The sequence below is a fragment of the Pseudomonas sp. ADAK18 genome (genome assembly GCF_012935695.1).
Lineage (GTDB): Bacteria > Pseudomonadota > Gammaproteobacteria > Pseudomonadales > Pseudomonadaceae > Aquipseudomonas.
In genome coordinates this window covers 116,471-137,611 of record NZ_CP052859.1, presented here as the reverse complement: position 1 = coordinate 137,611, position 21,141 = coordinate 116,471, and the positions used below count along the sequence as shown (strand labels likewise).

The window sequence follows — 21,141 nt, the reverse complement described above, 5'->3', positions numbered from 1 at the left end:
CCCGGCTTTTTTTGGCCTTCAAAAAACCAGAAAACACCTTTGCCCCCTTATTTTGCTGGGCCTCGCAAAAGTTGGCACGCACCCTGCTATATGCTTAGTACAAAAACAATAACAAGCAAATGTACAAGACAATAAAAATAAGACGTATCGACTCACGCATAACAAAAACAACACGGCGGAGGCGCAGCTAACTGATTCTTTTGGAGAGGCGTTGCATTTGGGGCTTGCCCCGCAACCAGGCCGAGAACAACAAAAACTGCCCTAAGGCAGAGCCTGAACTGGTTGGATCGTAGATCAGCAACACAGCGACCAAAGCAATCCGTTTGCTCTTGGCTCCCGATTGGGAGGGTCATGAAGGTGAAGCTTCATGGCAAGGGCGATCAACAAAAACAAGAAGCCCGAAATCAATAATAAAAATAGAGCACGCAACTACTTCTGGGGGAGCTTCGGCTCCCCTTGTAGTTTCTACAATTTGGCTCCTGGAATGTGACCATCCCCCCCTCTTTAAGCTTCTGGCTCAAGGCTTGCAGCTAGTTCCTACACCACCCCCTGACTAAATGCTAGAATCCCGGCCCATCATGCGGTCATTCTTCGTTATGGCCGAACATTCCTTCAAACAGTGCATCCCATGCTGAAGAAGTTGTTCCAGTCATTCCGTTCGCCTTTGCGTCGTACGCAACACAAACGCAGCACGCCTGAAGTGCTCAACAGCAGCCAACATTCGCTGCAACGCGCCCAGTTCAGCCGTTATGCGGTAAACATCGTCGAACGCCTGCAGAACGCCGGCTACCAGGCTTACCTGGTCGGTGGTTGCGTGCGCGACATGCTGCTCAATATCACGCCCAAGGATTTCGACGTCGCCACCAGCGCCACGCCGGAACAAGTGCGGGCCGAATTTCGCAATGCGCGAATCATCGGTCGGCGCTTCAAGTTGGTGCATATCCACTTCGGTCGCGAAATCATCGAAGTAGCGACCTTCCGCGCCAATCACCCGCAAAACGATGAAGAGGAAGACAGCAACCAGTCTTCCCGCAACGAAAGCGGACGCATCCTGCGGGACAATGTCTACGGCACCCTGGAAGAAGACGCGCAGCGCCGCGACTTCACCATCAATGCCCTGTACTACGACCCGGTCAGCGAGCGCATCCTCGATTACGCCAACGGCGTACACGATATCCGCAACAACCTGCTGCGCCTGATCGGCGACCCGACGCAACGCTACCAGGAAGACCCGGTGCGGATGCTGCGGGCTGTGCGTTTTGCCGCGAAGCTGAACTTCGGTATCGAGAAACACACCGCCGCGCCGATTCGCGAACTGGCGCCGATGCTGCGGGAAATCCCATCGGCTCGCCTGTTCGAAGAGGTACTCAAACTGTTCCTCTCCGGCTACGCCGCCGATACCTTTGAAATGCTCGTGGACCTACAGTTGTTCGATCCATTGTTCCCGGCCAGCGCCGAAGCACTGGAGCACAACCCGACGTATACCCACACACTGATCAGCGAGGCGCTGATCAACACCGACCTTCGAATCAAGCAGAACAAGCCGGTGACCCCAGCCTTCCTGTTTGCCGCCCTGCTGTGGCCTGCACTGCCAGCACGGGTATTACGTTTGCAGAACCGTGGCATGCCGCCGATTCCGGCCATGCAGGAAGCGGCTCACGAACTGATCGCCGAACAGTGCCAGCGCATCGCCATCCCTAAGCGTTTCACCATGCCGATCCGCGAGATCTGGGATATGCAGGAGCGCCTGCCACGGCGCAGCGGCAAACGCGCCGATATGTTGCTGGACAACCCGCGCTTCCGCGCCGGCTACGACTTCCTGCTGCTACGTGAAAGTGCCGGCGAACAGACCGACGGCCTGGGCGAATGGTGGACGGATTATCAGGACGCCAACGACAGCGAACGTCGCGAGATGATTCGTGATCTGAGCGGCAAGGGCGATGGCACCGGCGATGCGCCGAAAAAACGTCGACGCAGCAGCGGCAGCAAGCGCAAACGCAGCGCTGCCGATGCGCCGAGCGCGTCTGGCGAGTAAGTCCGGTGGAACGCATCTATATCGGCATGGGCAGCAACCTGGCTGCCCCGGACCAACAATTGCGCAGCGCTATCGAGGCCTTGGCGCAATTGCCGAACACCACGCTGGCGGGCGTCTCCGCCTTTTATCAAAGTGATTCCTTGTCCCCCGGCCAACCGCGTTACACCAACGCAGTTGCGGCACTGGACAGCAACCTCGCGCCGCTGGCGTTGCTGGATGCACTGCAAGCCATCGAGCACGATCAAGGCCGTGAACGCCTCAAACGTTGGGGGCCTCGCACGCTGGACCTGGACATCCTACTGTTCGGTGATCGACTGATTGATGAGCCCCGGCTCAAGGTGCCGCACTACCAGATTCATCTACGGGCATTCGTACTCTACCCCCTCGCAGAACTGGCCCCGGCCAACCTGCAATTGGCCGATGGCCGCTGCCTCAGTGAACTGCTCGCCGCCTGCCCGTTTGTCGGTCTCGAGCGCCAGTCTGAAGCCTGAGGCTTCCTGCTGAATCGCATCAGTAACAGGGGTAACACCCCCACCGTAACAATGCGGTAACACATCCAATTGACTTCCAGAGTTCTCCTCACGACTATAGGCGTCCCGCTGCCGCCAACCCGGCGCTAAAGGGCGCAATCCAGGCCTTATAAGCACTGATTTTTAAGAAAGTGCGCCTGTATAAACGAAGACTCACGCGCGTTACTCGCTGTTTCCAAGCGCCTGAACGAGGACCCTTTTCATGCCAAACATTACCCTGACCACCTTGCAGAGCCTCAAACTCAAAGGTGAAAAAATCACCATGCTGACCTGCTATGACGCCACTTTCGCCCAGGCTAGCTGCCAGGCCGGAGTTGAAGTGTTACTGGTGGGCGACTCCCTGGGCATGGTTCTTCAAGGGAATGACAGCACCTTGCCCGTCACCACCGATGAACTCGCTTACCACACGGCCAGCGTCAAGCGCGGTAACGATGGGGCATTTATCATCGCCGACCTCCCGTTCATGGGTTACGCCACCGTTGAACAGACGTTGCACAACGCCGGAAAACTGATGCAAGCCGGTGCGCACATGATCAAGGTGGAAGGCGCCGCCTGGCTCGCCGAATCGATTCGCCTGCTAGCCGAACGTGGCGTTCCCGTATGTGCGCACATGGGCCTGACACCTCAGTCAGTGAACATCCTCGGCGGCTATAAAGTACAAGGTCGCAATGAAGCCCAGGCACGCCAGATGCGCGCCGATGCCATCGCCTTGGAGCAAGCGGGCGCGGCCATGATCCTGCTGGAGTGCGTGCCCAGCGAACTGGCGGAGGAGATCACCCAGGCCGTCAAGGTACCGGTGATCGGCATTGGCGCAGGCTCCGCCACCGACGGCCAGGTCTTGGTGTTGCACGACATGTTGGGCCTCTCCATTACTGGCCACGTACCGAAGTTCGTGAAGAACTTCATGGCCGGCCATGACAGCATTCAGGCTGCTCTGAGCGCCTACGTCACCGAAGTCAAAGCCGTTACCTTTCCAGGCATCGAACACGGATTCTCTGCATGAACACCGTCAAAACCGTACGCGAACTGCGGGCCGCCGTCGCCCGAGCGCGCAGCGAAGGCAAACGCATCGGCTTCGTGCCAACCATGGGCAACCTGCACAGCGGCCACGCGGCACTGGTGAGCAAGGCGGCCCAACGGGTCGACTTCGTGGTAGCGAGCATTTTCGTCAATCCGCTGCAATTTGGCGCCGGCGAAGACCTGGACAAATACCCGCGCACTCTGGCGGCTGATCAGGAAAAACTGCTCCAGGCCGGCTGCAATCTGCTGTTCGCGCCCACCGTCGAAGAAATGTACCCCGACGGCATGGCCGGCCAGACCCGCGTCAGCGTCCCACACCTGTCTGAAGGCCTGTGCGGCGCCAGCCGCCCAGGGCATTTCGAAGGGGTGGCAACCGTGGTGAGCAAACTGTTCAACATGGCTCAGCCGGATCTGGCCGTATTTGGTCAGAAGGACTACCAGCAACTGGCGGTCATTCGCGCCATGGTGCATGACCTGAACATGCCAATCCAGATTATCGGCGAGCCTACCGTGCGTGCTGATGACGGACTCGCGCTGTCCTCCCGCAACGGCTACCTCACCGAGGAGCAGCGCGCTATCGCGCCCGTGCTCTACCGCAGCCTGAGCCAGATTGCAGCAGCGATCGAAGCCGGAGACAGGGATTTCGCCAAGCTGGGCGCCGAACAGATCCAACAGATAGAAGCCGCTGGAATGCGCATGGATTACCTGGAGATCCGTCAGGGCCAGCATTTGCGCCCGGCCACGACCGAGGATCGCGACGTGGTAATACTGGTAGCCGCCTATCTGGGCGCCACCCGGTTGATCGACAATCTACATCTGAATTTGAACCCGTAAGCCCCCCGCCTGTTGCACTGCCTGATGCGCCGGTATAAAAAAGTACCGGCCACAGCGCAGACAAAGCCAAGACAGATCGACACGCTAGGTTTAATGTAATCGCCCTACGCTATTTGTTGGCGTTGACACTGCTGACCAGAACCTGTCTTTTCATCGTTCTCGTTATAGAAAAGCCGGACGTTCCGGGCTTTCAAGTGTCCTAAAGGCAGTCCCCGTAATAAAAAGGAAACCCGCAGCGATGGCGTATTACCGCACCCCTCATGACGTTACCGCTCTGCCCGCCTGGCAAGCGCTCAATCAACACCGCCAAGCCATGCAGGATTTCAGCATGCGCGAAGCCTTTAATGCCGACCCCCAGCGCTTTAACCAGTTCACCCTGAGCAGCTGCGGGCTGTTCCTGGATTACTCGAAAAACCTGATCACCCGCGAAACCCGCGACCTGCTGGTGGGCCTGGCCAACGAAGTCGACCTTCAAGGTGCGATCAAGGCGCTGTTCAACGGCGAACCGGTCAACTCCTCCGAAGGCCGCCCTGCGCTGCACACCGCCCTGCGCCGCCCGGTGGGCGACAAGTTGTCGGTCAACGGCGTGAACATCATGCCCGACGTGCACAAGGTGCTGAATCAGATCACCGACCTGGTGGGCCGCATCCACGACGGCCTGTGGCGTGGTTACACCGAGAAGCCAATCACCGACGTGGTGAACATCGGTATCGGTGGCTCGTTCCTCGGCCCCGAGCTGGTGTCTGAAGCTCTGCTGTCCTACGCCCATAAAGGCGTGCGCTGCCATTACCTGGCGAACATCGACGGCAGTGAGTTCCACGAACTGACCATGAAGCTGCGCGCCGAGACCACGCTGTTCATCGTCTCGTCGAAATCCTTCAACACCCTCGAAACCCTGAAAAACGCCCAGGCAGCCCGCGCCTGGTACCTGGCCCAGGGTGGTTCGGAAGCCGAGCTGTATCGTCACTTCATCGCCGTTTCGAGCAACAACGCCGCAGCCGTGGCTTTCGGGATCCGCGAAGAAAACATCTTCCCGATGTGGGACTGGGTCGGTGGCCGTTACTCGTTGTGGTCGGCTATCGGCTTGCCTATTGCCTTGGCTATCGGCATGTCCAACTTCAAGGAGCTGCTGTCCGGTGCCTACACCATGGACCAGCATTTCCAGACCGCACCGTTCGAGCAGAACATGCCCGTGCTGCTGGCCTTGCTGGGCGTGTGGTACGGCAACTTCTGGGGCGCGCAAAGCCACGCGATCCTGCCGTACGACCACTACCTGCGTAACATCACCAAGCACTTGCAACAGTTGGATATGGAATCCAACGGCAAAAGCGTTCGCCAGGACGGTACGCCGGTTTCCACCGATACCGGCCCGGTTATCTGGGGTGGCGTAGGTTGCAACGGCCAGCATGCTTACCACCAGCTGCTGCACCAGGGCACCCAACTGATTCCGGCCGACTTTATCGTGCCGATCGTCAGCTTCAACCCAGTGTCCGACCACCATCAGTGGCTGTACGCCAACTGCCTGTCCCAGAGCCAGGCACTGATGCTCGGCAAGACCCTCAGCGAAGCCGAAGCCGAGCTGCGTGAAAAGGGCCTGCCAGAGGCAGAGGTAGAGAAGCTGGCACCGCACAAGGTGATCCCGGGTAATCGTCCGAGTAATACCATTGTGGTGGAACGCATCAGCCCCCGTCGTTTGGGCGCACTGGTGGCCATGTATGAACACAAAGTGTTCGTGCAGAGCGTCATCTGGGGCATCAACGCCTTCGACCAATGGGGCGTGGAGCTGGGCAAGGAACTGGGCAAGGGCGTCTACAACCGCTTGACCGGCACTGAAGAAGAGCCGGCCGACGATGCCTCGACCCAGGGTTTGATCAACTACTTCCGTGGTCGTCACCGCGGCTGATCTGATCCCAGGAGGCCAACGTCCGTTTGGACGTTGGCCTTGAACCCACTCTCCACTGGGCGCATCTTTATCGCTTGTCGCAAAACAAGAATAAGGATCCCCCATGTTCGATATCAGCACGTTTCCCACCGCCGATGCCGTCCGCCGGGCTGCGCAGCTCAGTCAAGAGGACTATCAGCGCCTCTACCGCCAATCCATCGAGCAACCCGACACGTTCTGGGCCGAACAGGCCAGACGTTTTCTAGACTGGATCACTCCCTGGAACAGCGTCCAGCAATCGGACATCAAGACCGGTGCCGCCCAATGGTTTTCCGGTGCTCAACTGAACGTCAGTTACAACTGCATCGACCGTCACCTGGCCGAGCGCGCCGAACAACCGGCCTTCATCTGGGAAGGCGATGATCCGACAAAGTCGTCCAAAATCACCTACCGCCAACTGCATCAAAACGTCTGCCGCCTGGCCAATGTGCTGAAAAGCCGTGGTGTTAAAAAGGGCGACCGCGTGTGCATCTACATGCCAATGATCCCCGAAGCGGCTTACGCGATGCTGGCCTGTACGCGTATTGGCGCCGTGCATTCAGTGGTATTTGGTGGTTTCTCACCGGACGCCTTGCGTGATCGGATTCTCGACGCTGACTGCCGCACGGTGATCACCGCCGACGAAGGCATGCGCGGTGGCAAGGCCGTAGCCTTGAAAAAGAACGTCGACAAGGCCCTGGCCAGTTGCCCGGATGTCAGCACCGTGCTGGTGGTGCAACGCACTGGGGCAACAGTCGACTGGGTTGAAGGGCGTGACCTGAGGTATCAACAGGCGCTGGATGCCGTAAGCGATAACTGCCCGCCCGAGCCCATGGGCGCCGAAGACCCGCTGTTTATCCTCTACACCTCCGGCAGCACCGGCAAACCCAAAGGCGTGCTGCACACTACTGGCGGCTACCTGCTGCAAGCGGCGATGACCTTCAAGTACGTGCTCGACTACCGCGACGGCGAAGTATTCTGGTGTACCGCCGATGTCGGCTGGGTCACAGGCCACAGCTATATCGTCTACGGGCCGCTGGCCAATGGCGCCACTTCACTGATGTTCGAGGGCGTACCGAGCTACCCGGACAGTTCGCGGTTCTGGCAGGTGATCGACAAGCATCAGGTCAATATCTTCTACACCGCACCGACCGCCTTGCGTGCCTTGATGCGTGAGGGACCTGGCCCACTCGAGAACACCTCCCGCGCCAGCCTGCGACTGCTGGGGAGTGTCGGTGAACCGATCAACCCGGAAGCCTGGGATTGGTACTTCAATGCAGTGGGTGAACAACGCTGCCCGATTGTCGACACCTGGTGGCAGACCGAAACCGGCGGCATCATGCTCAGCCCGCTGGTCAGCGCTCAGCGCATTAAACCAGGCTGTGCCACCCAGCCGATGTTTGGCGTGCAGCCGGTACTGCTCGATGAGCAAGGCAAGGAAATCAGCGGCGCCGGCAGTGGTGTACTCGCAATCAAGTCCAGCTGGCCGGGGCAGATCCGCAGCGTGTATGGCGACCCGCAACGGATGATCGACACCTACTTCAAACCCTATCCCGGCTACTACTTCACCGGCGACGGCGCACGGCGGGACGAGGACGGCGACTACTGGATCACTGGGCGCATCGATGATGTGATCAACGTCTCCGGCCATCGTATTGGCACCGCAGAGGTGGAGAGCGCCCTTGTGCTGCACGACAGCGTGGCAGAGGCCGCCGTGGTGGGTTACCCCCATGACGTCAAAGGCCAGGGCATCTACGCCTTCGTCACCCCCATGAATGGCGTAGAGCCGAGCGACGACTTGAAAAAACACCTGCTGGATCTGGTGAGCAAGGAAATCGGCAGCTTCGCCAAGCCGGAGCTGATCCAATGGGCGCCGGCCTTGCCGAAAACCCGCTCAGGCAAGATCATGCGGCGCATTCTGCGCAAGATCGCCTGCAACGAGCTGGACAGCCTGGGAGATACCTCGACCCTGGCCGATCCCAGCGTCGTCGAAGGCTTGATCGACAAGCGCCTGAACCGATAGGAAACCCGAGTCGCCATGGAATTTATTCGCAGCCGCATCGAAACCCAGCTCATGAGCTTGACCGGGGTGTCCCTGGGCCAGTTTGACCTGGAAAACCCCAAGGGTGATCCAGGTCTGTTCGGGCCGGACTCGGTGAGCTGGAAGGTCCATGGTGACTTCAGCAGCATGTTGATCGGCGGCATCAGCGCCTTGATGCTGCAGGCATTGCACCCACTGGCATTGGCGGGCGTCTGGGACCATTCGAGCTTTCGCGAGGACATGCTCGGGCGCTTGCGGCGTACCTCGCAGTTCATCTCCGGCACCACCTTCGGCTGCCGCCGCGACGCCGAATGGCTAATCGAAAAAGTACGCACCATTCACCTGCAAGTGGTCGGCCACGCCCCCGACGGCCGCCCCTACGCCGCCAGCGACCCGGAATTGCTGACCTGGGTGCATGTGGCAGAGGTCAGCAACTTCCTCGCCGCCCACCTGCGTTATTGCAACCCGGATTTATCCCCAAGGGATCAGGACCGGTACTACACCGAAATCGCCCTGGTGGCCGAACAGCTTGGTGCCCGCCACGTACCGCGCTCACGCCAGGAAATTGCCGACTACCTTGAGCGTATTCGCCCGCAGTTGCTGTGTGACGAACGCAGCCATGAAGTCATGCGCCTACTGCTCAATGCGCCCTCCCCCAGTACCCTCGCCAAACCTTTCGGTTCGCTGATGATGCAGGCGGGTATCGACCTGCTGCCGGACTGGGCCAGCGACATGCTTGGGCAAAAACAGAGCCCGCTGCAACGTCAATTGATCCGGGTCGGCGTCAAGCGCAGTGCACCGATGTTGCGCTGGGCAATGCGCAACGGATCGATGCAGCGGGCCCACAGGCGAATGGGCCTCCTGTAGCCATAACTGTTAAACTCCCGCGCCCCCAATCACCCAGCAAGGCGCGCTCCATGTCTTCCTTGAATCAGGCGCTGCGCGCCGCCCTCGATCATCGCCAAGACTTGCTTGCCGAGCTGCATCAGCAAGGCACCGACTGCTATCGGCTATTCCATGGCAGCCAGGAAGGCGCCGGTGGGCTGACGGTCGACCGTTATGGCCCACAATTGCTGGTGCAAAGCTTCCACCAAGCGCTGGACAGCGAGGCCTTGCAGGAACTGCATCAAATCATCAACCAGTACCTGGGCCTGGAATTGTTGCTGGTCTACAACGACCGCTCCCGCGGCAACTCGCGTATCGACCGGGAAGACACGGTCTACCGTGCCGAACCCGCCGCCCTGGAAGACCTGATCGGCCACGAATGGGGCCTCAATTACCGCGTGCGCGGCCGCCATGCCGGGCAAGACCCGCTGCTGTTCCTCGACCTGCGCAACACACGAGGCTGGGTCAAGGCTCATAGCGCCGGCAAAAGCGTACTGAACCTGTTCGCCTATACCTGCGGCGTGGGCTTGAGTGCCGCCGCCGGCGGTGCCCGTGAAGTGTGCAACCTCGATTTCGCCGAGGGCAATCTGGCGGTCGGCCAGGAAAATGGTCATCTCAATCCACAGTTGCCGGCAATGGAGTTTGTGCAATCCGACTACTTTCCAGCAATTCGCCAGCTGGCCGGCTTGCCGATCACCCAGCGTCGCGGACAGAAACTGCCGAGTTACCCGCGACTGGAACAACGCCAATATGATCTGGTACTGCTCGACCCTCCGGCCTGGGCCAAAAGCGCCTTCGGTACGGTCGACCTGTTGCGCGACTACCAAAGCCTGCTCAAGCCGGCGCTGCTGACCACCGCCGATAACGGTGTGCTGATCTGCTGCAATAACCTGGCAAAAGTCAGCATGGACGACTGGCGCGACCAAGTGCTGCGCTGCGCCGAAAAGGCCGGGCGGCCGGTCCGCGACTGGAAAACCATGACGCCTGGCGCGGACTTTCCCTCCCAGGACCAGCAGCCACCACTGAAGACGCTGATACTGCAACTGTAAGACTTGTCCTGAAAGAGTCGACTGACAGGAATAAAGGTACGGTTCTTCGGAACCGTAAACCCGTGCCATACTCCAAGGCACTTCTGATCGACAAAGATGGCGCCTCACATGCCCAAAGGATTGATACGCGCCGCTGGCGCCTTGCTGACCGCCCTTGCACTGTATAGCTTGCTGGGCTTCCTGATTCTCCCCGGCATTGCCCTTCGCGTGGCCAACCAACAGTTGGCCAATTACGCTACGGTGCCGGCGCACATTGAGCGTATCGAGCTCAACCCGTTCAGCCTTGAACTGACCTTGTGGGGCCTGAAAATCGGCGAACCCGGCAAGGATCAAGTGGGTTTTGAACGTCTCTACGCCAACCTGCAGATCGACAGCCTCTGGACGCGCGCCCTGCACCTGGCCGACGTGCAGCTGGACAAGCCCAAGACTGAAATCCTGTTCGACAAGTCCGGCACGCTCAATCTGGCGCAATTGTTCAAGCTGCCGCCCAGCGATCCGACACCGGTTGACCCAAACAGCAAGCCATTCCCGCTACGCATCGAAAGCATCAAACTGGCTGGCGGTTATGTACATTTTGAAGACTTGCGTCCCAGCGAACCGATTGAGTTTCTCTACGACAAACTCGACTTCGAGCTGAAAAATCTCAGCACCCTGCCCGAAGACAATGCCGACATGACCTTGGTCGCTGCCGGCCCCGAAGGCGGCCAGATCGACTGGACAGGCAACTTCAGCCTGGTGCCGATTGCCTCCGAAGGTAAATTGAAGGTAACCGACGGCAAGATGAAAGTCTGGTGGCCGTATGTGCGTGACGCTCTGCCGCTGGTTCTGGAAGACGGCATCCTCAACTTCAGCACCGACTACAAGCTGAACCTGGCCAAAGAAACCGAACTGAACCTGACCAACGTCTCCGCAAGCATCGCGCCGTTTGCCATCAAGGCGCCAGATGGCCGGCCACTGGCCCGCCTGGAGCGCCTGGACGTCAGTGAAACCACCGTAGACTTGGCCAAGCAGCAAGTCATCGTCGGCAAGATTCGTAGCAACAAGCTCGAAACCTGGGCCGCCCGTGAAGCCGATGGCCAACTGGACTGGCAGAAACTGTTCGCCAGCCAGCCGAGCAAGCCTGCCGCAGCTCCTGAACCTGCTACGGCACCGGCCACCGCTGACTCACCAAAACCAGCACCAGCAGCCCCCAGCAAACCTTGGCAAGTGCTGCTCAAGGACGTTCAGTTGCGCAACTACCAGGTGCATCTGGCTGACCGTCAGGTAAATCCTGCAGTAGCCCTGGAGTTGGGTCCACTGAATCTCGACCTGCAGAATTTCGACAGCCTCAACCAGAGCCCCTTTACCCTCAAGCTCGACACCGGTCTGGGCAAACAGGGCAAGATTCAGGCTGCCGGTGAGGTCAACCTCAACCCCATCAGTGCCAAGCTGAAAGTCGACACCAAGGACATCGACCTGCGGGTCGCCCAGTCCTATATCAGCCCGTTCATCCGCCTGGAACTGCGCAGCGGCATGCTCGGCAGCAACCTCGACGTGAACCTCAAGAGCACTGAGCCCTTGGCCTTCCAGGTCACCGGCCGTGCCCAAGTGGACCAGTTGCATACCCTGGACACCCTCAAGACCCGCGACTTCCTGAAATGGCAGCGGCTGGTGCTCGAAGGTGTGAATTATCAGCACGGCAACAGCCTATCCATCGACAAGGTCAACCTGCTGCAGCCCTACGCGCGCTTCATGATCAATGATGATCGCACCACCAACATCGACGACCTGCTGATTCCCCAGCCTGCCAACAGCGGCGCCAAGACGGCAGCCAAGCCTGCGGCCAGCACGGAAAAACCACTGGGCATCCATATTGGTCAAATTGCGATCAACGACGGCTCGGCCAACTTCGCCGACTTCAGCCTGACCCCGAACTTTGCCACGGCTATCCAGCAACTCAACGGTCAGATCGGCACCATTGACAGTCGCGCGGCCAAACCGGCCAGCGTCGACATCAAGGGCAAGGTCGACCGCTATGCGCCAGTCACCATTAAGGGCAGCGTGAACCCGTTTGATCCAATGGCGGCGCTGGACATCGCCACCAGTTTCAAACGTGTCGAACTGACCACCCTGACCCCGTACTCCGGCAAGTTCGCCGGGTTCCGCATCCGCAAGGGCCGGCTCAACCTGGACCTGCACTACCTCATCACCAAGGGCCAGTTGAAAGCCGAGAACAAGGTGGTGATCGAGCAACTGCAGCTGGGTGAGAAGGTCGACAGCGCCGACGCCGTAGACTTGCCGATTCGCCTGGCGATTGCCCTGCTCAAGGACTCTGATGGCAAAATCTCCATTGAGCTGCCAGTAACCGGCGACTTGAACAACCCACAATTCAGCGTGATGCCGATTGTCTGGCAGACCCTGCGTAACCTGGTGGTGCGTGCGGCTACGGCGCCCTTCAAGTTTATTGGCGGGCTGATTAGTGGCGGGCCGGAAGACCTTGGTAGCGTGTCATTTGCGGCAGGCTCCAGCGAGTTAAGCAAGGATGCCGAGTCAGCACTGAACAGCCTCTCCAAGGCGCTCAAGGAGCGTCCTGCCCTACGCCTGGAAATTGAAGGAACCGCCGCAGCCAGCAGTGACGGCCCGCTTCTGGCCGGCCAGCGACTGGAGCGTGAGTACCAGTACAACTACTACAAGATGCTCCAGCGCCGAGGAGACAAGGTTCCAGCCCAGGCGTCGCTATTGGACGTACCGGAAAGCGCAAAGGGCCCGCTCCTCGAAGGGATCTACCGCACCCGACTGAAACAACAGCCACCGGCCGAATGGAAGGACCTGAGCACGGCAGACCGCACCGCGAAGCTGCGGGACGGCGTGATCGCGTTCTGGAGCTCCAGTGACGTGCTGCTACGACAACTGGGGCAGGACCGCGCTGGCGCCATCAAGGACTATCTGGTGGACAAGGGCCAGCTGGAGGATGAGCGGGTTTACTTCATTGATGCCAACCTGGGGCAGGCCGAGAAAGATGGTCGGGTGGTAACACCCATGCATCTGGAGGCGGAATAAGCCCAGCCTGTTGGGTACCCGTGGCGAGGGGGCTTGCCCCCCGTTGGGCTGCGAAGCGGCCCCAATAAGATCATCGCAGTCATTCAGGTAAGACGCAGTAGCACTGGTACAAGCGTCCCGCCAGCCCCTCCTGATTTCCCCTACCCAATAGAACAGGCCCCGACACAAGTGCCGGGGCCTGCAATGACCACATCCGTGTGGTCGGTCGCATGAACCTGTCAGGTGCATTGAGTGGATATCTACCTCACTCGTTGCCGCCTTCGCCCAGTTCAGGCGATTCGTTAAGCGTTATTCTGCTTTCAGGCCATCGGCCGAAACAGCTTTAACGCCTTTGATTTTCTTGGCGATGGCTACAGCTGTAGTTTTCTGCGCTTCAGTGATAGCAACGGTCGAAGACAGGGAAACTACGCCTTTGTTGGTTTCGACTTTGATGTCGGTGCCAGGAATGCCTTTCTCGGTCACCAGGTCACTCTTCACTTTGGTGGTGATCCAGGTGTCGGAGGTCGCTTCTTTGGCTTTGGTCACTTCACCGGCCGCTACAACCATTGGCGCCTGGGAAGTTTGTGCAAAGGCCACGTTGGCCATGGTCAGGGTCAGAGCGGTGGCAGTTGCAGCAGCGATAGCGAACTTCTTCATACGAGTAACTCCTGTTTTATCGAAAGTCTGCAGCGTGTAAACGTTGATGCTGCAGGGTTACCAGTACTATTGCAGGCGTTGTGCCAAGTTCGGAAATCAATAAAAGCACTTATAAATCAACAGCTTACAAAAATACCCAATTTTCGAAATCGTGCAACTTGCATGAAGCAGATCGTGCCTGCATGCAAGTTGCGGCTTTACGCCAGGCTAAACGGCTGATTTCACGACACTTTCCCGCGCCCATAAAAAAAGGACTCCGAAGAGTCCTTTTTCAGCTTGAAGCGACGGGGTAATTAAACGCCCGAAGCCTTGGCTGCTGCTACGTCCTTGATGGACAGCTTGATACGGCCGCGGTTGTCCACGTCCAGTACCAGCACTTCCACTTCCTGGCCTTCTTTCAGAATGTCGGTCACTTTCTCAACACGAGCGTCGCTCAGCATGGAGATGTGAACCAGACCGTCTTTGCCCGGCAGGATGTTGACGAATGCGCCGAAGTCGACGATACGCTCAACTTTACCGACGTAGATCTTGCCGATCTCGGCTTCAGCGGTGATGCCCAGAACGCGCTGACGCGCGGCTTCTGCGGCTTCCTTGGTTTCGCCGAAGATCTTGATCGAGCCGTCGTCTTCGATATCGATCGAAGCCTTGGTCTCTTCACAGATCGCACGGATGGTCGCGCCGCCTTTACCGATGACATCACGGATTTTGTCGGTGTCGATTTTCATCGCGATCATGGTCGGAGCATTTTCCGACAGCTCGGTGCGGGACTGACCAATGATCTGGTTCATCTGGCCAAGGATGTTCAGGCGGGCGTCCAGGGCTTGGCCCAGAGCGATCTCCATGATTTCTTCGGTGATGCCTTTGATCTTGATGTCCATCTGCAACGCGGTAACACCTTTGGCGGTACCGGCTACTTTGAAGTCCATGTCGCCCAGGTGGTCTTCGTCACCCAGGATGTCGGTCAGGATGGCGAACTTCTCGCCTTCTTTAACCAGACCCATGGCGATACCGGCAACTGGCGCCTTCATTGGTACGCCAGCGTCCATCAGAGCCAGGGAAGCACCACAGACCGAAGCCATGGAGCTGGAACCGTTGGACTCGGTGATTTCCGACACAACACGAATGGTGTACGGGAACACGTCAGCGGCAGGCAGCATGGCTGCAATCGAACGACGGGCCAGACGGCCGTGACCGATTTCGCGACGACCAGCGCCACCCATGCGACCACACTCACCTACCGAGAACGGAGGGAAGTTGTAGTGCAGCATGAACGGGTCTTTTTTCTCGCCTTCCAGGGTGTCCAGCAGTTGTGCGTCACGGGCGGTGCCCAGAGTCGCGACTACCAGAGCCTGAGTTTCGCCACGGGTGAACAGAGCCGAACCGTGAGTCTTAGGCAGAACACCGACTTCGATGTTCAGAGGACGCACGGTCTTAGTGTCGCGGCCGTCGATACGTGGCTTGCCGTTTACGATGTTTTCGCGAACGGTGCGGTATTCGATTTCGCCGAAAGCTGCTTTGACTTCGCTGGACGAAGGCTGGCCTTCTTCACCGGACAGTTTGGCAACAACCTGGTCCTTCAACTCACCCAGGCGAGCGTAACGGTCAGCCTTGATGGTGATGGTGTAAGCCTGGGAGATCGCGTCGCCGAACTCGGCACGGATAGCGCCCAGCAGAGCAGTGGCTTCAGGCTGTGGAGCCCAGGTCCAGGTTGGCTTGGCAGCTTCGGCGGTCAGCTCTTTAACGGCGTTGATCACAACCTGGAACTCGTCGTGAGCAAACAGTACGGCACCCAACATCTGGTCTTCGGTCAGCTCTTTGGCTTCCGATTCAACCATCAATACGGCTTCCGAAGTACCGGCAACGACCATGTCCAGGCTCGAAGCTTTCTGTTGTTCGTAAGTCGGGTTCAGCAGGTAGCCGGTGCTTTCGTGGAATGCAACGCGAGCTGCGCCGATCGGGCCATCGAAAGGAATACCGGAGATGGCCAGGGCGGCCGAGGTGCCGATCATCGCAGCGATGTCCGGATCGGTCTTCTTGCTGGTGGAAACGACGGTGCAGACAACCTGCACTTCGTTCATGAAGCCTTCTGGGAACAGCGGACGGATCGGACGGTCGATCAGTCGGGAAGTCAGGGTTTCTTTCTCGGAAGGACGGCCTTCACGCTTGAAGAAACCACCAGGGATCTTACCGGCAGCGTAAGTCTTTTCCTGGTAGTGAACGGAAAGAGGGAAGAAGCCTTTGCTTGGATCAGCGGTCTTGGCGCCTACAACGGTCACCAATACGGTGACGTCGTCGTCAACGGTGACCAGCACTGCGCCGGAGGCTTGACGGGCGATACGGCCTGTCTCGAGGGTAACGGTCGACTGACCAAACTGGAATTTTTTGATAACCGGGTTCACGGTGTCCTACCTTCTTTGTGGCTCTTGGGGAACTTGTCTTCTTGCGAAATTCTTGGGCAATGTCGGGAATCGGCCCAACGCCTGTCCAGGGTAAAACGTGTATCCAGATAAAACTTGAGGCTGGAAGCCTGCCATGGGCCAGCGGGAATCCCACTGACACACGGCAAACAACCAACCTCTAGCGCAATCGCTGATTAGCGACGCAGACCCAGGCGACCGATCAGAGCCTGATAACGACCCAGATCCTTGCCTTTCAGGTAGTCCAGCAGCTTACGACGCTGGTTTACCATGCGGATCAGACCACGACGGGAGTGGTGATCTTTACCGTTGGCCTTGAAGTGACCTTGCAGCTTGTTGATGTTGTGGGTCAGCAGTGCAACTTGCACTTCTGGCGAACCAGTGTCACCAACAGCTTGCTGGTAGTCAGCTACGATTTGTGCTTTTTCTTGAACGTCGAGAGCCATGAGGCAATCCTTTTATCAGGAAACCACCCAAAGGGCGATTTCAACAGGCCAGGGACAAATCCCTGTATCTAAAAATGAGTAGTGACCATGCCTGCTAACAGCCACCCTCGTTCCAGTTTGTGTAAAAGCTGCTGCGTTTGGTAATCCTGCGTCAAAAACAGGCTCGGAATGCTCATTAACAGCAGTTAACTCCGCCTCCTCGCCTGTTTTTTCCTTGTCTTACCTTCGCTCGCGACGCTTTTACCTCAAACTGGTTCCGGTCATTCTGACCGAATCAGTCGACGCGGCGCGATGCGCCCGTCTTCGCTCACTTCACCGATACCGATAAAGCGACCGTTGTGATCCTGTACTCGCACCATGCCGAACTTCGGGGCATCCGGTGCACGGACCGGCTGGCCGTTAAGCCAGTAGAACGCGCTGTGCTCCGAGAAGTGCAGCAATGGCCAATCCAGCAAACCGCTGTCCGATGGCATCAGGAAGCGATCAACCGCTTCGTTACCGCCTTCGGCGTGTACGGCTTCCAGCTCTTCCAACGTGACCGTCTGGGCCAGGGTGAAAGGTCCGGCCTGGGTGCGTCGCAGTTCTGCAACGTACGCGCCACAGCCAAGTTGCTCACCGATATCTTCCACCAGGGTACGGATATAGGTGCCTTTGCTGCAGTCCACCGACAACCGGGCGGTGTCGCCTTCACAGGCGAGCAATTCCAAGCGCGCAATAGTAACAGAACGTGGTTCGCGCTCCACTACTTCGCCCGCACGTGCCAGCTTGTAAAGAGGCTGGCCATCACGCTTAAGAGCCGAGTACATCGGCGGTATCTGACTGATTTTTCCGCGAAAAGCAGGTAAAGCAGCTTCGATATCAGCACGACCAACGGTCACGTCCCGAACCTGCAAAACATCACCTTCGGCGTCTGCCGTGGTGGTGGTCTTGCCCAGTTGCATCAGGGTTTCGTAACCCTTGTCGGAATCAAGCAGGTATTGCGAGAACTTGGTGGCCTCGCCAAAGCACAACGGCAAGACACCGGTGGCCAGGGGATCAAGGCTGCCAGTATGTCCGGCCTTCTCGGCATTGAGCAGCCAGCGGACTTTCTGCAAGGCGGCATTGGAGGTAAAGCCAATGGGCTTGTCCAGCAGAATGATACCGCTGACGTTACGACGGATACGTTTGACCTGAGCCACCGATTACTCCTTGGCGTCTTCAGGTGTGGACGCTTCCGGGTGCTGGTTGTCTTCAGCCACGGCCCGCTCGATCAGTGCCGACAGATGCGCGCCACGCACGACGCTTTCGTCGTAGTGGAAGTGCAACTGAGGAACGCTGCGCAGCTTCATTTCACGGGCCAACTGCATGCGCAGGAAGCCTGCGGCTGAGTTGAGCACCTTGATGCTTTGCGCGATTTCTTCGGCGCTGTCCTGGCCCATCACCGTGATGAAGATCTTGGCATGACCAACGTCACGGCTGACTTCAACGGCGGTGATGGTGACTAGGCCAACACGTGGATCTTTTACTTCACGACGGATCAACTGTGCCAGCTCACGCTGCATCTGATCGCCGATACGTTGGGTACGGCTGTATTCTTTTGCCATGTCTTGTTACCTGTTACTGCCACACGGTGAAACCCGTGGGGTCTGAAAGCGGCAAACGCCCGGCCTGACAAAAGCCAGACCGGGCGTTGCGTTTAGAGTCCGGACGCCGCGCCAGGCATTTGCATGCCCGGGCGCCGCGTGGCCCTCGAAGTGCGAGAGTTAGAGGCTGCGAGCAACCTGAACCTTCTCGTAAACTTCGATCTTGTCGCCAGCTTTGACGTCGTTGTAGCTCTTGACGCCGATACCGCACTCCATGCCGGCACGCACTTCGGAAGCGTCATCCTTGAAGCGGCGCAGGGATTCCAGCTCGCCTTCGAAGATAACGATGTCTTCACGCAATACACGGATTGGACGGTTACGGTGCACAACACCTTCAATAACCATACAACCGGCGATCGCACCGAATTTCGGCGAGCGGAACACATCGCGAACTTCAGCAATACCCAGGATGTTTTCCCGGACGTCGCTGCCAAGCATGCCGGTAAGGGCCTTCTTGACGTCTTCGATGATGTCGTAGATGACGTTGTAGTAACGCATGTCCAGACCTTCCTGCTCGACGATCTTCCGTGCGCCAGCATCGGCACGCACGTTGAAGCCGAACAGTACAGCGTTGGAAGCGAGTGCCAGGTTGGCGTCGGACTCGGTGATACCACCGACACCGCCACCGACAACACGCACTTGCACTTCGTCGTTACCCAGGCCATTCAAGGCGCCGTTCAACGCTTCGAGGGAACCACGAACGTCAGATTTGAGGACGATGTTGAGCGTCTTCTTCTCTGCCTGGCCCATGTTCTCGAAGATGTTTTCCAGCTTGCCGGCGTGAGCACGGGCCAGCTTGACTTCGCGGAACTTGCCTTGACGGAACAGAGCCACTTCACGGGCTTTCTTCTCGTCCGACAGCACGCTCATCTCGTCGCCAGCGTCCGGGGTACCGTCCAGGCCGAGGATCTCGACAGGGATGGAAGGACCGGCTTCTTTGATTGGCTTGCCGTTCTCGTCGAGCATGGCACGTACACGGCCGTAGTTCGAACCAACCAGGACCATGTCGCCTTGGCGCAGGGTGCCGTCTTGAACCAGAACGGTTGCAACCGGGCCACGACCTTTGTCGAGACGCGACTCAACCACAACACCACGACCCGGGGCCGATGGAGTTGCTTTCAGTTCGAGAACTTCGGCTTGCAGCAGAACAGCTTCGAGCAGTTCGTCTACGCCGGTACCGACTTTCGCCGAAACCGAAACGAACGGCGTATCACCGCCCCACTCTTCGGAAGTCACGCCATGAACCGACAGTTCGCTACGGATGCGATCAAGATCGGCGCCCGGCTTGTCGATTTTGTTCACTGCAACAACCAGTGGAACACCAGCGGCCTTGGCGTGCTGGACAGCTTCAATGGTCTGCGGCATTACGCCGTCGTCCGCTGCAACTACCAGGATCACGATGTCGGTCGCCTTGGCACCACGGGCACGCATTGCGGTAAACGCGGCGTGACCTGGGGTGTCGAGGAAGGTGACCATGCCGCGTTCAGTTTCAACGTGGTATGCACCGATGTGCTGGGTGATGCCGCCGGCTTCGCCTGCAGCTACCTTGGCACGACGGATATAGTCGAGCAGCGAGGTCTTACCATGGTCAACGTGGCCCATTACGGTCACGACTGGCGCACGGGAGAAGGTCTCGCCTTCAAACTTCAGGGACTCAGCCAGGGAATCTTCCAGGGCAGTGTCGCTGACCAGGGTCACTTTGTGGCCCAGCTCTTCGGCTACCAGTTGAGCAGTTTCCTGATCAAGCACCTGGTTGATGGTCGCTGGAGTACCCAGTTTGAACATGAACTTGATGATTTCAGCAGCCTTGACCGACATCTGATTGGCGAGATCGCCAACAGTGATGGTCTCGCCGATCTGCACATCACGCACGACAGGGCCGGTTGGGCTCTGGAAACCGTGGGCGTTGCGCTTCTTCAGCTTGGCCTTGCCGCGACCACCGCGACGGAAGCTGTCGCTTTCTTCGTCGGTAGTACGTGGAGCAACCCGTGGCGCTGGCGCCTTCTCTTTGACCGAAGCACGATGTGGAGCGTTTTTGCGCTCGCCATCGCCACTGCCACGACGATTGTTATCGTCGGCACGTGGTTTGTCCGGACGACGAGGTTCGTCGCGCTTCCGAGCATCGGCTGCAGGAGCAGGTGCTGCGGCAACCGGAGCGGCCTCACGTACAGGCTCTACAGACGCGCTAGGCGCGGCAACCGCGTCAGTACCAGCAGGTTGCGCAGCAGTAGGCTGGCGACGCGCTTCTTCTTCGGCGCGACGCTTGGCTTCTTCTTCAGCCTTCTGACGAGCAGCATTTTCTACTGCGCGACGCTCTTCCAGTTCGCGTTTGCGCTCGGCTTCGATTTCTTCCGGGCTGCGCTGTACGAAGACTTTCTTCTTACGCACTTCAACGCTGATGCTCTTGCTACCAGCAACACGCAGTGTGCTGGTGGTTTTGCGCTGCAATGTAATCTTGCGCGGTTCTTCCACTTTCGCCTTGTGGCTGCTCTTCAAGTGAGTCAGCAAAGACTGCTTCTCACTATCGCTCACACCTTCATCGGCGGCGGTGTGCGGCAGACCTGCCTCACGCATCTGCTGCAACAGGCGCTCTACCGGTGTTTTGACCTCATCGGCCAGTTGTTTCACCGTGACTTGCGTCATGCACTTCTCTCCTCAGGCCGCGC

General features: G+C 58.5%; 15 protein-coding genes. 9 read left to right on the top strand and 6 right to left on the bottom strand.

The window, feature by feature from the left end; all coding sequences use genetic code 11:
• Positions 1-628: 628 nt before the first annotated feature.
• From HKK55_RS00575 to HKK55_RS00535, 9 genes are all read left to right on the top strand, one after another.
• The gene (locus tag HKK55_RS00575; RefSeq protein WP_169352891.1) at positions 629-2,035 is read left to right on the top strand and encodes a polynucleotide adenylyltransferase PcnB; all 1,407 of its coding nucleotides are present in this window, start codon (positions 629-631) and stop codon (positions 2,033-2,035) included.
• Between the two features lie 5 nt (positions 2,036-2,040).
• Positions 2,041-2,526, top strand: coding sequence for a 2-amino-4-hydroxy-6-hydroxymethyldihydropteridine diphosphokinase (gene folK, locus HKK55_RS00570; protein WP_169352890.1), 486 nt, complete (start codon positions 2,041-2,043; stop codon positions 2,524-2,526).
• A gap of 241 nt (positions 2,527-2,767) precedes the next feature.
• The gene (gene panB / locus HKK55_RS00565; RefSeq protein WP_169352889.1) at positions 2,768-3,568 is read left to right on the top strand and encodes a 3-methyl-2-oxobutanoate hydroxymethyltransferase; all 801 of its coding nucleotides are present in this window, start codon (positions 2,768-2,770) and stop codon (positions 3,566-3,568) included.
• Positions 3,565-4,419: a pantoate--beta-alanine ligase gene (gene panC / locus HKK55_RS00560; protein WP_169352888.1), complete on the top strand. Its 855-nt coding sequence runs from the start codon at positions 3,565-3,567 to the stop codon at positions 4,417-4,419. The genes panB and panC overlap by 4 nt, the downstream gene beginning before the upstream one ends.
• Positions 4,420-4,657: 238 nt before the next feature.
• Positions 4,658-6,322, top strand: a complete 1,665-nt coding sequence (pgi, locus tag HKK55_RS00555; protein WP_169352887.1) for a glucose-6-phosphate isomerase — start codon at positions 4,658-4,660, stop codon at positions 6,320-6,322.
• A gap of 103 nt (positions 6,323-6,425) precedes the next feature.
• Complete coding sequence (acs, locus tag HKK55_RS00550) at positions 6,426-8,363, top strand: acetate--CoA ligase (RefSeq protein ID WP_169352886.1); 1,938 nt, start codon at positions 6,426-6,428, stop codon at positions 8,361-8,363.
• A gap of 15 nt (positions 8,364-8,378) precedes the next feature.
• Positions 8,379-9,248 carry an oxygenase MpaB family protein gene (locus HKK55_RS00545; protein ID WP_169352885.1) on the top strand — a complete coding sequence of 290 codons (870 nt, stop codon included), beginning with the start codon at positions 8,379-8,381 and terminating at the stop codon, positions 9,246-9,248.
• Between the two features lie 50 nt (positions 9,249-9,298).
• A complete protein-coding gene (locus HKK55_RS00540; protein ID WP_169352884.1) occupies positions 9,299-10,315 on the top strand; it encodes a class I SAM-dependent rRNA methyltransferase in 1,017 nt (338 codons plus the stop codon).
• A 108-nt stretch (positions 10,316-10,423) separates the two neighbouring features.
• A complete protein-coding gene (locus HKK55_RS00535; protein ID WP_169352883.1) occupies positions 10,424-13,354 on the top strand; it encodes a DUF748 domain-containing protein in 2,931 nt (976 codons plus the stop codon).
• A 288-nt stretch (positions 13,355-13,642) separates the two neighbouring features.
• On the opposite strand, the gene HKK55_RS00530 is transcribed toward HKK55_RS00535, so the two are convergent.
• The 6 genes from HKK55_RS00530 to infB form a co-directional block, all read right to left on the bottom strand.
• Positions 13,643-13,990, bottom strand: a complete 348-nt coding sequence (locus HKK55_RS00530) for a BON domain-containing protein (protein ID WP_010174348.1) — start codon at positions 13,988-13,990, stop codon at positions 13,643-13,645.
• Between the two features lie 293 nt (positions 13,991-14,283).
• Positions 14,284-16,389, bottom strand: coding sequence for a polyribonucleotide nucleotidyltransferase (gene pnp / locus HKK55_RS00525; protein WP_169352882.1), 2,106 nt, complete (start codon positions 16,387-16,389; stop codon positions 14,284-14,286).
• Between the two features lie 194 nt (positions 16,390-16,583).
• A complete protein-coding gene (gene rpsO / locus HKK55_RS00520) occupies positions 16,584-16,853 on the bottom strand; it encodes a 30S ribosomal protein S15 (RefSeq protein ID WP_003176135.1) in 270 nt (89 codons plus the stop codon).
• Between the two features lie 260 nt (positions 16,854-17,113).
• Positions 17,114-18,031, bottom strand: coding sequence for a tRNA pseudouridine(55) synthase TruB (gene truB, locus HKK55_RS00515; protein ID WP_169352881.1), 918 nt, complete (start codon positions 18,029-18,031; stop codon positions 17,114-17,116).
• A gap of 3 nt (positions 18,032-18,034) precedes the next feature.
• Positions 18,035-18,436 (bottom strand): 30S ribosome-binding factor RbfA, encoded by a 402-nt coding sequence (gene rbfA / locus HKK55_RS00510; RefSeq protein WP_169352880.1) that lies wholly within the window; start codon positions 18,434-18,436, stop codon positions 18,035-18,037.
• Between the two features lie 159 nt (positions 18,437-18,595).
• Entirely contained in the window at positions 18,596-21,118 is a 2,523-nt protein-coding gene (gene infB, locus HKK55_RS00505) for a translation initiation factor IF-2 (protein ID WP_169352879.1), read from the bottom strand.
• Positions 21,119-21,141 lie beyond the last annotated feature (23 nt).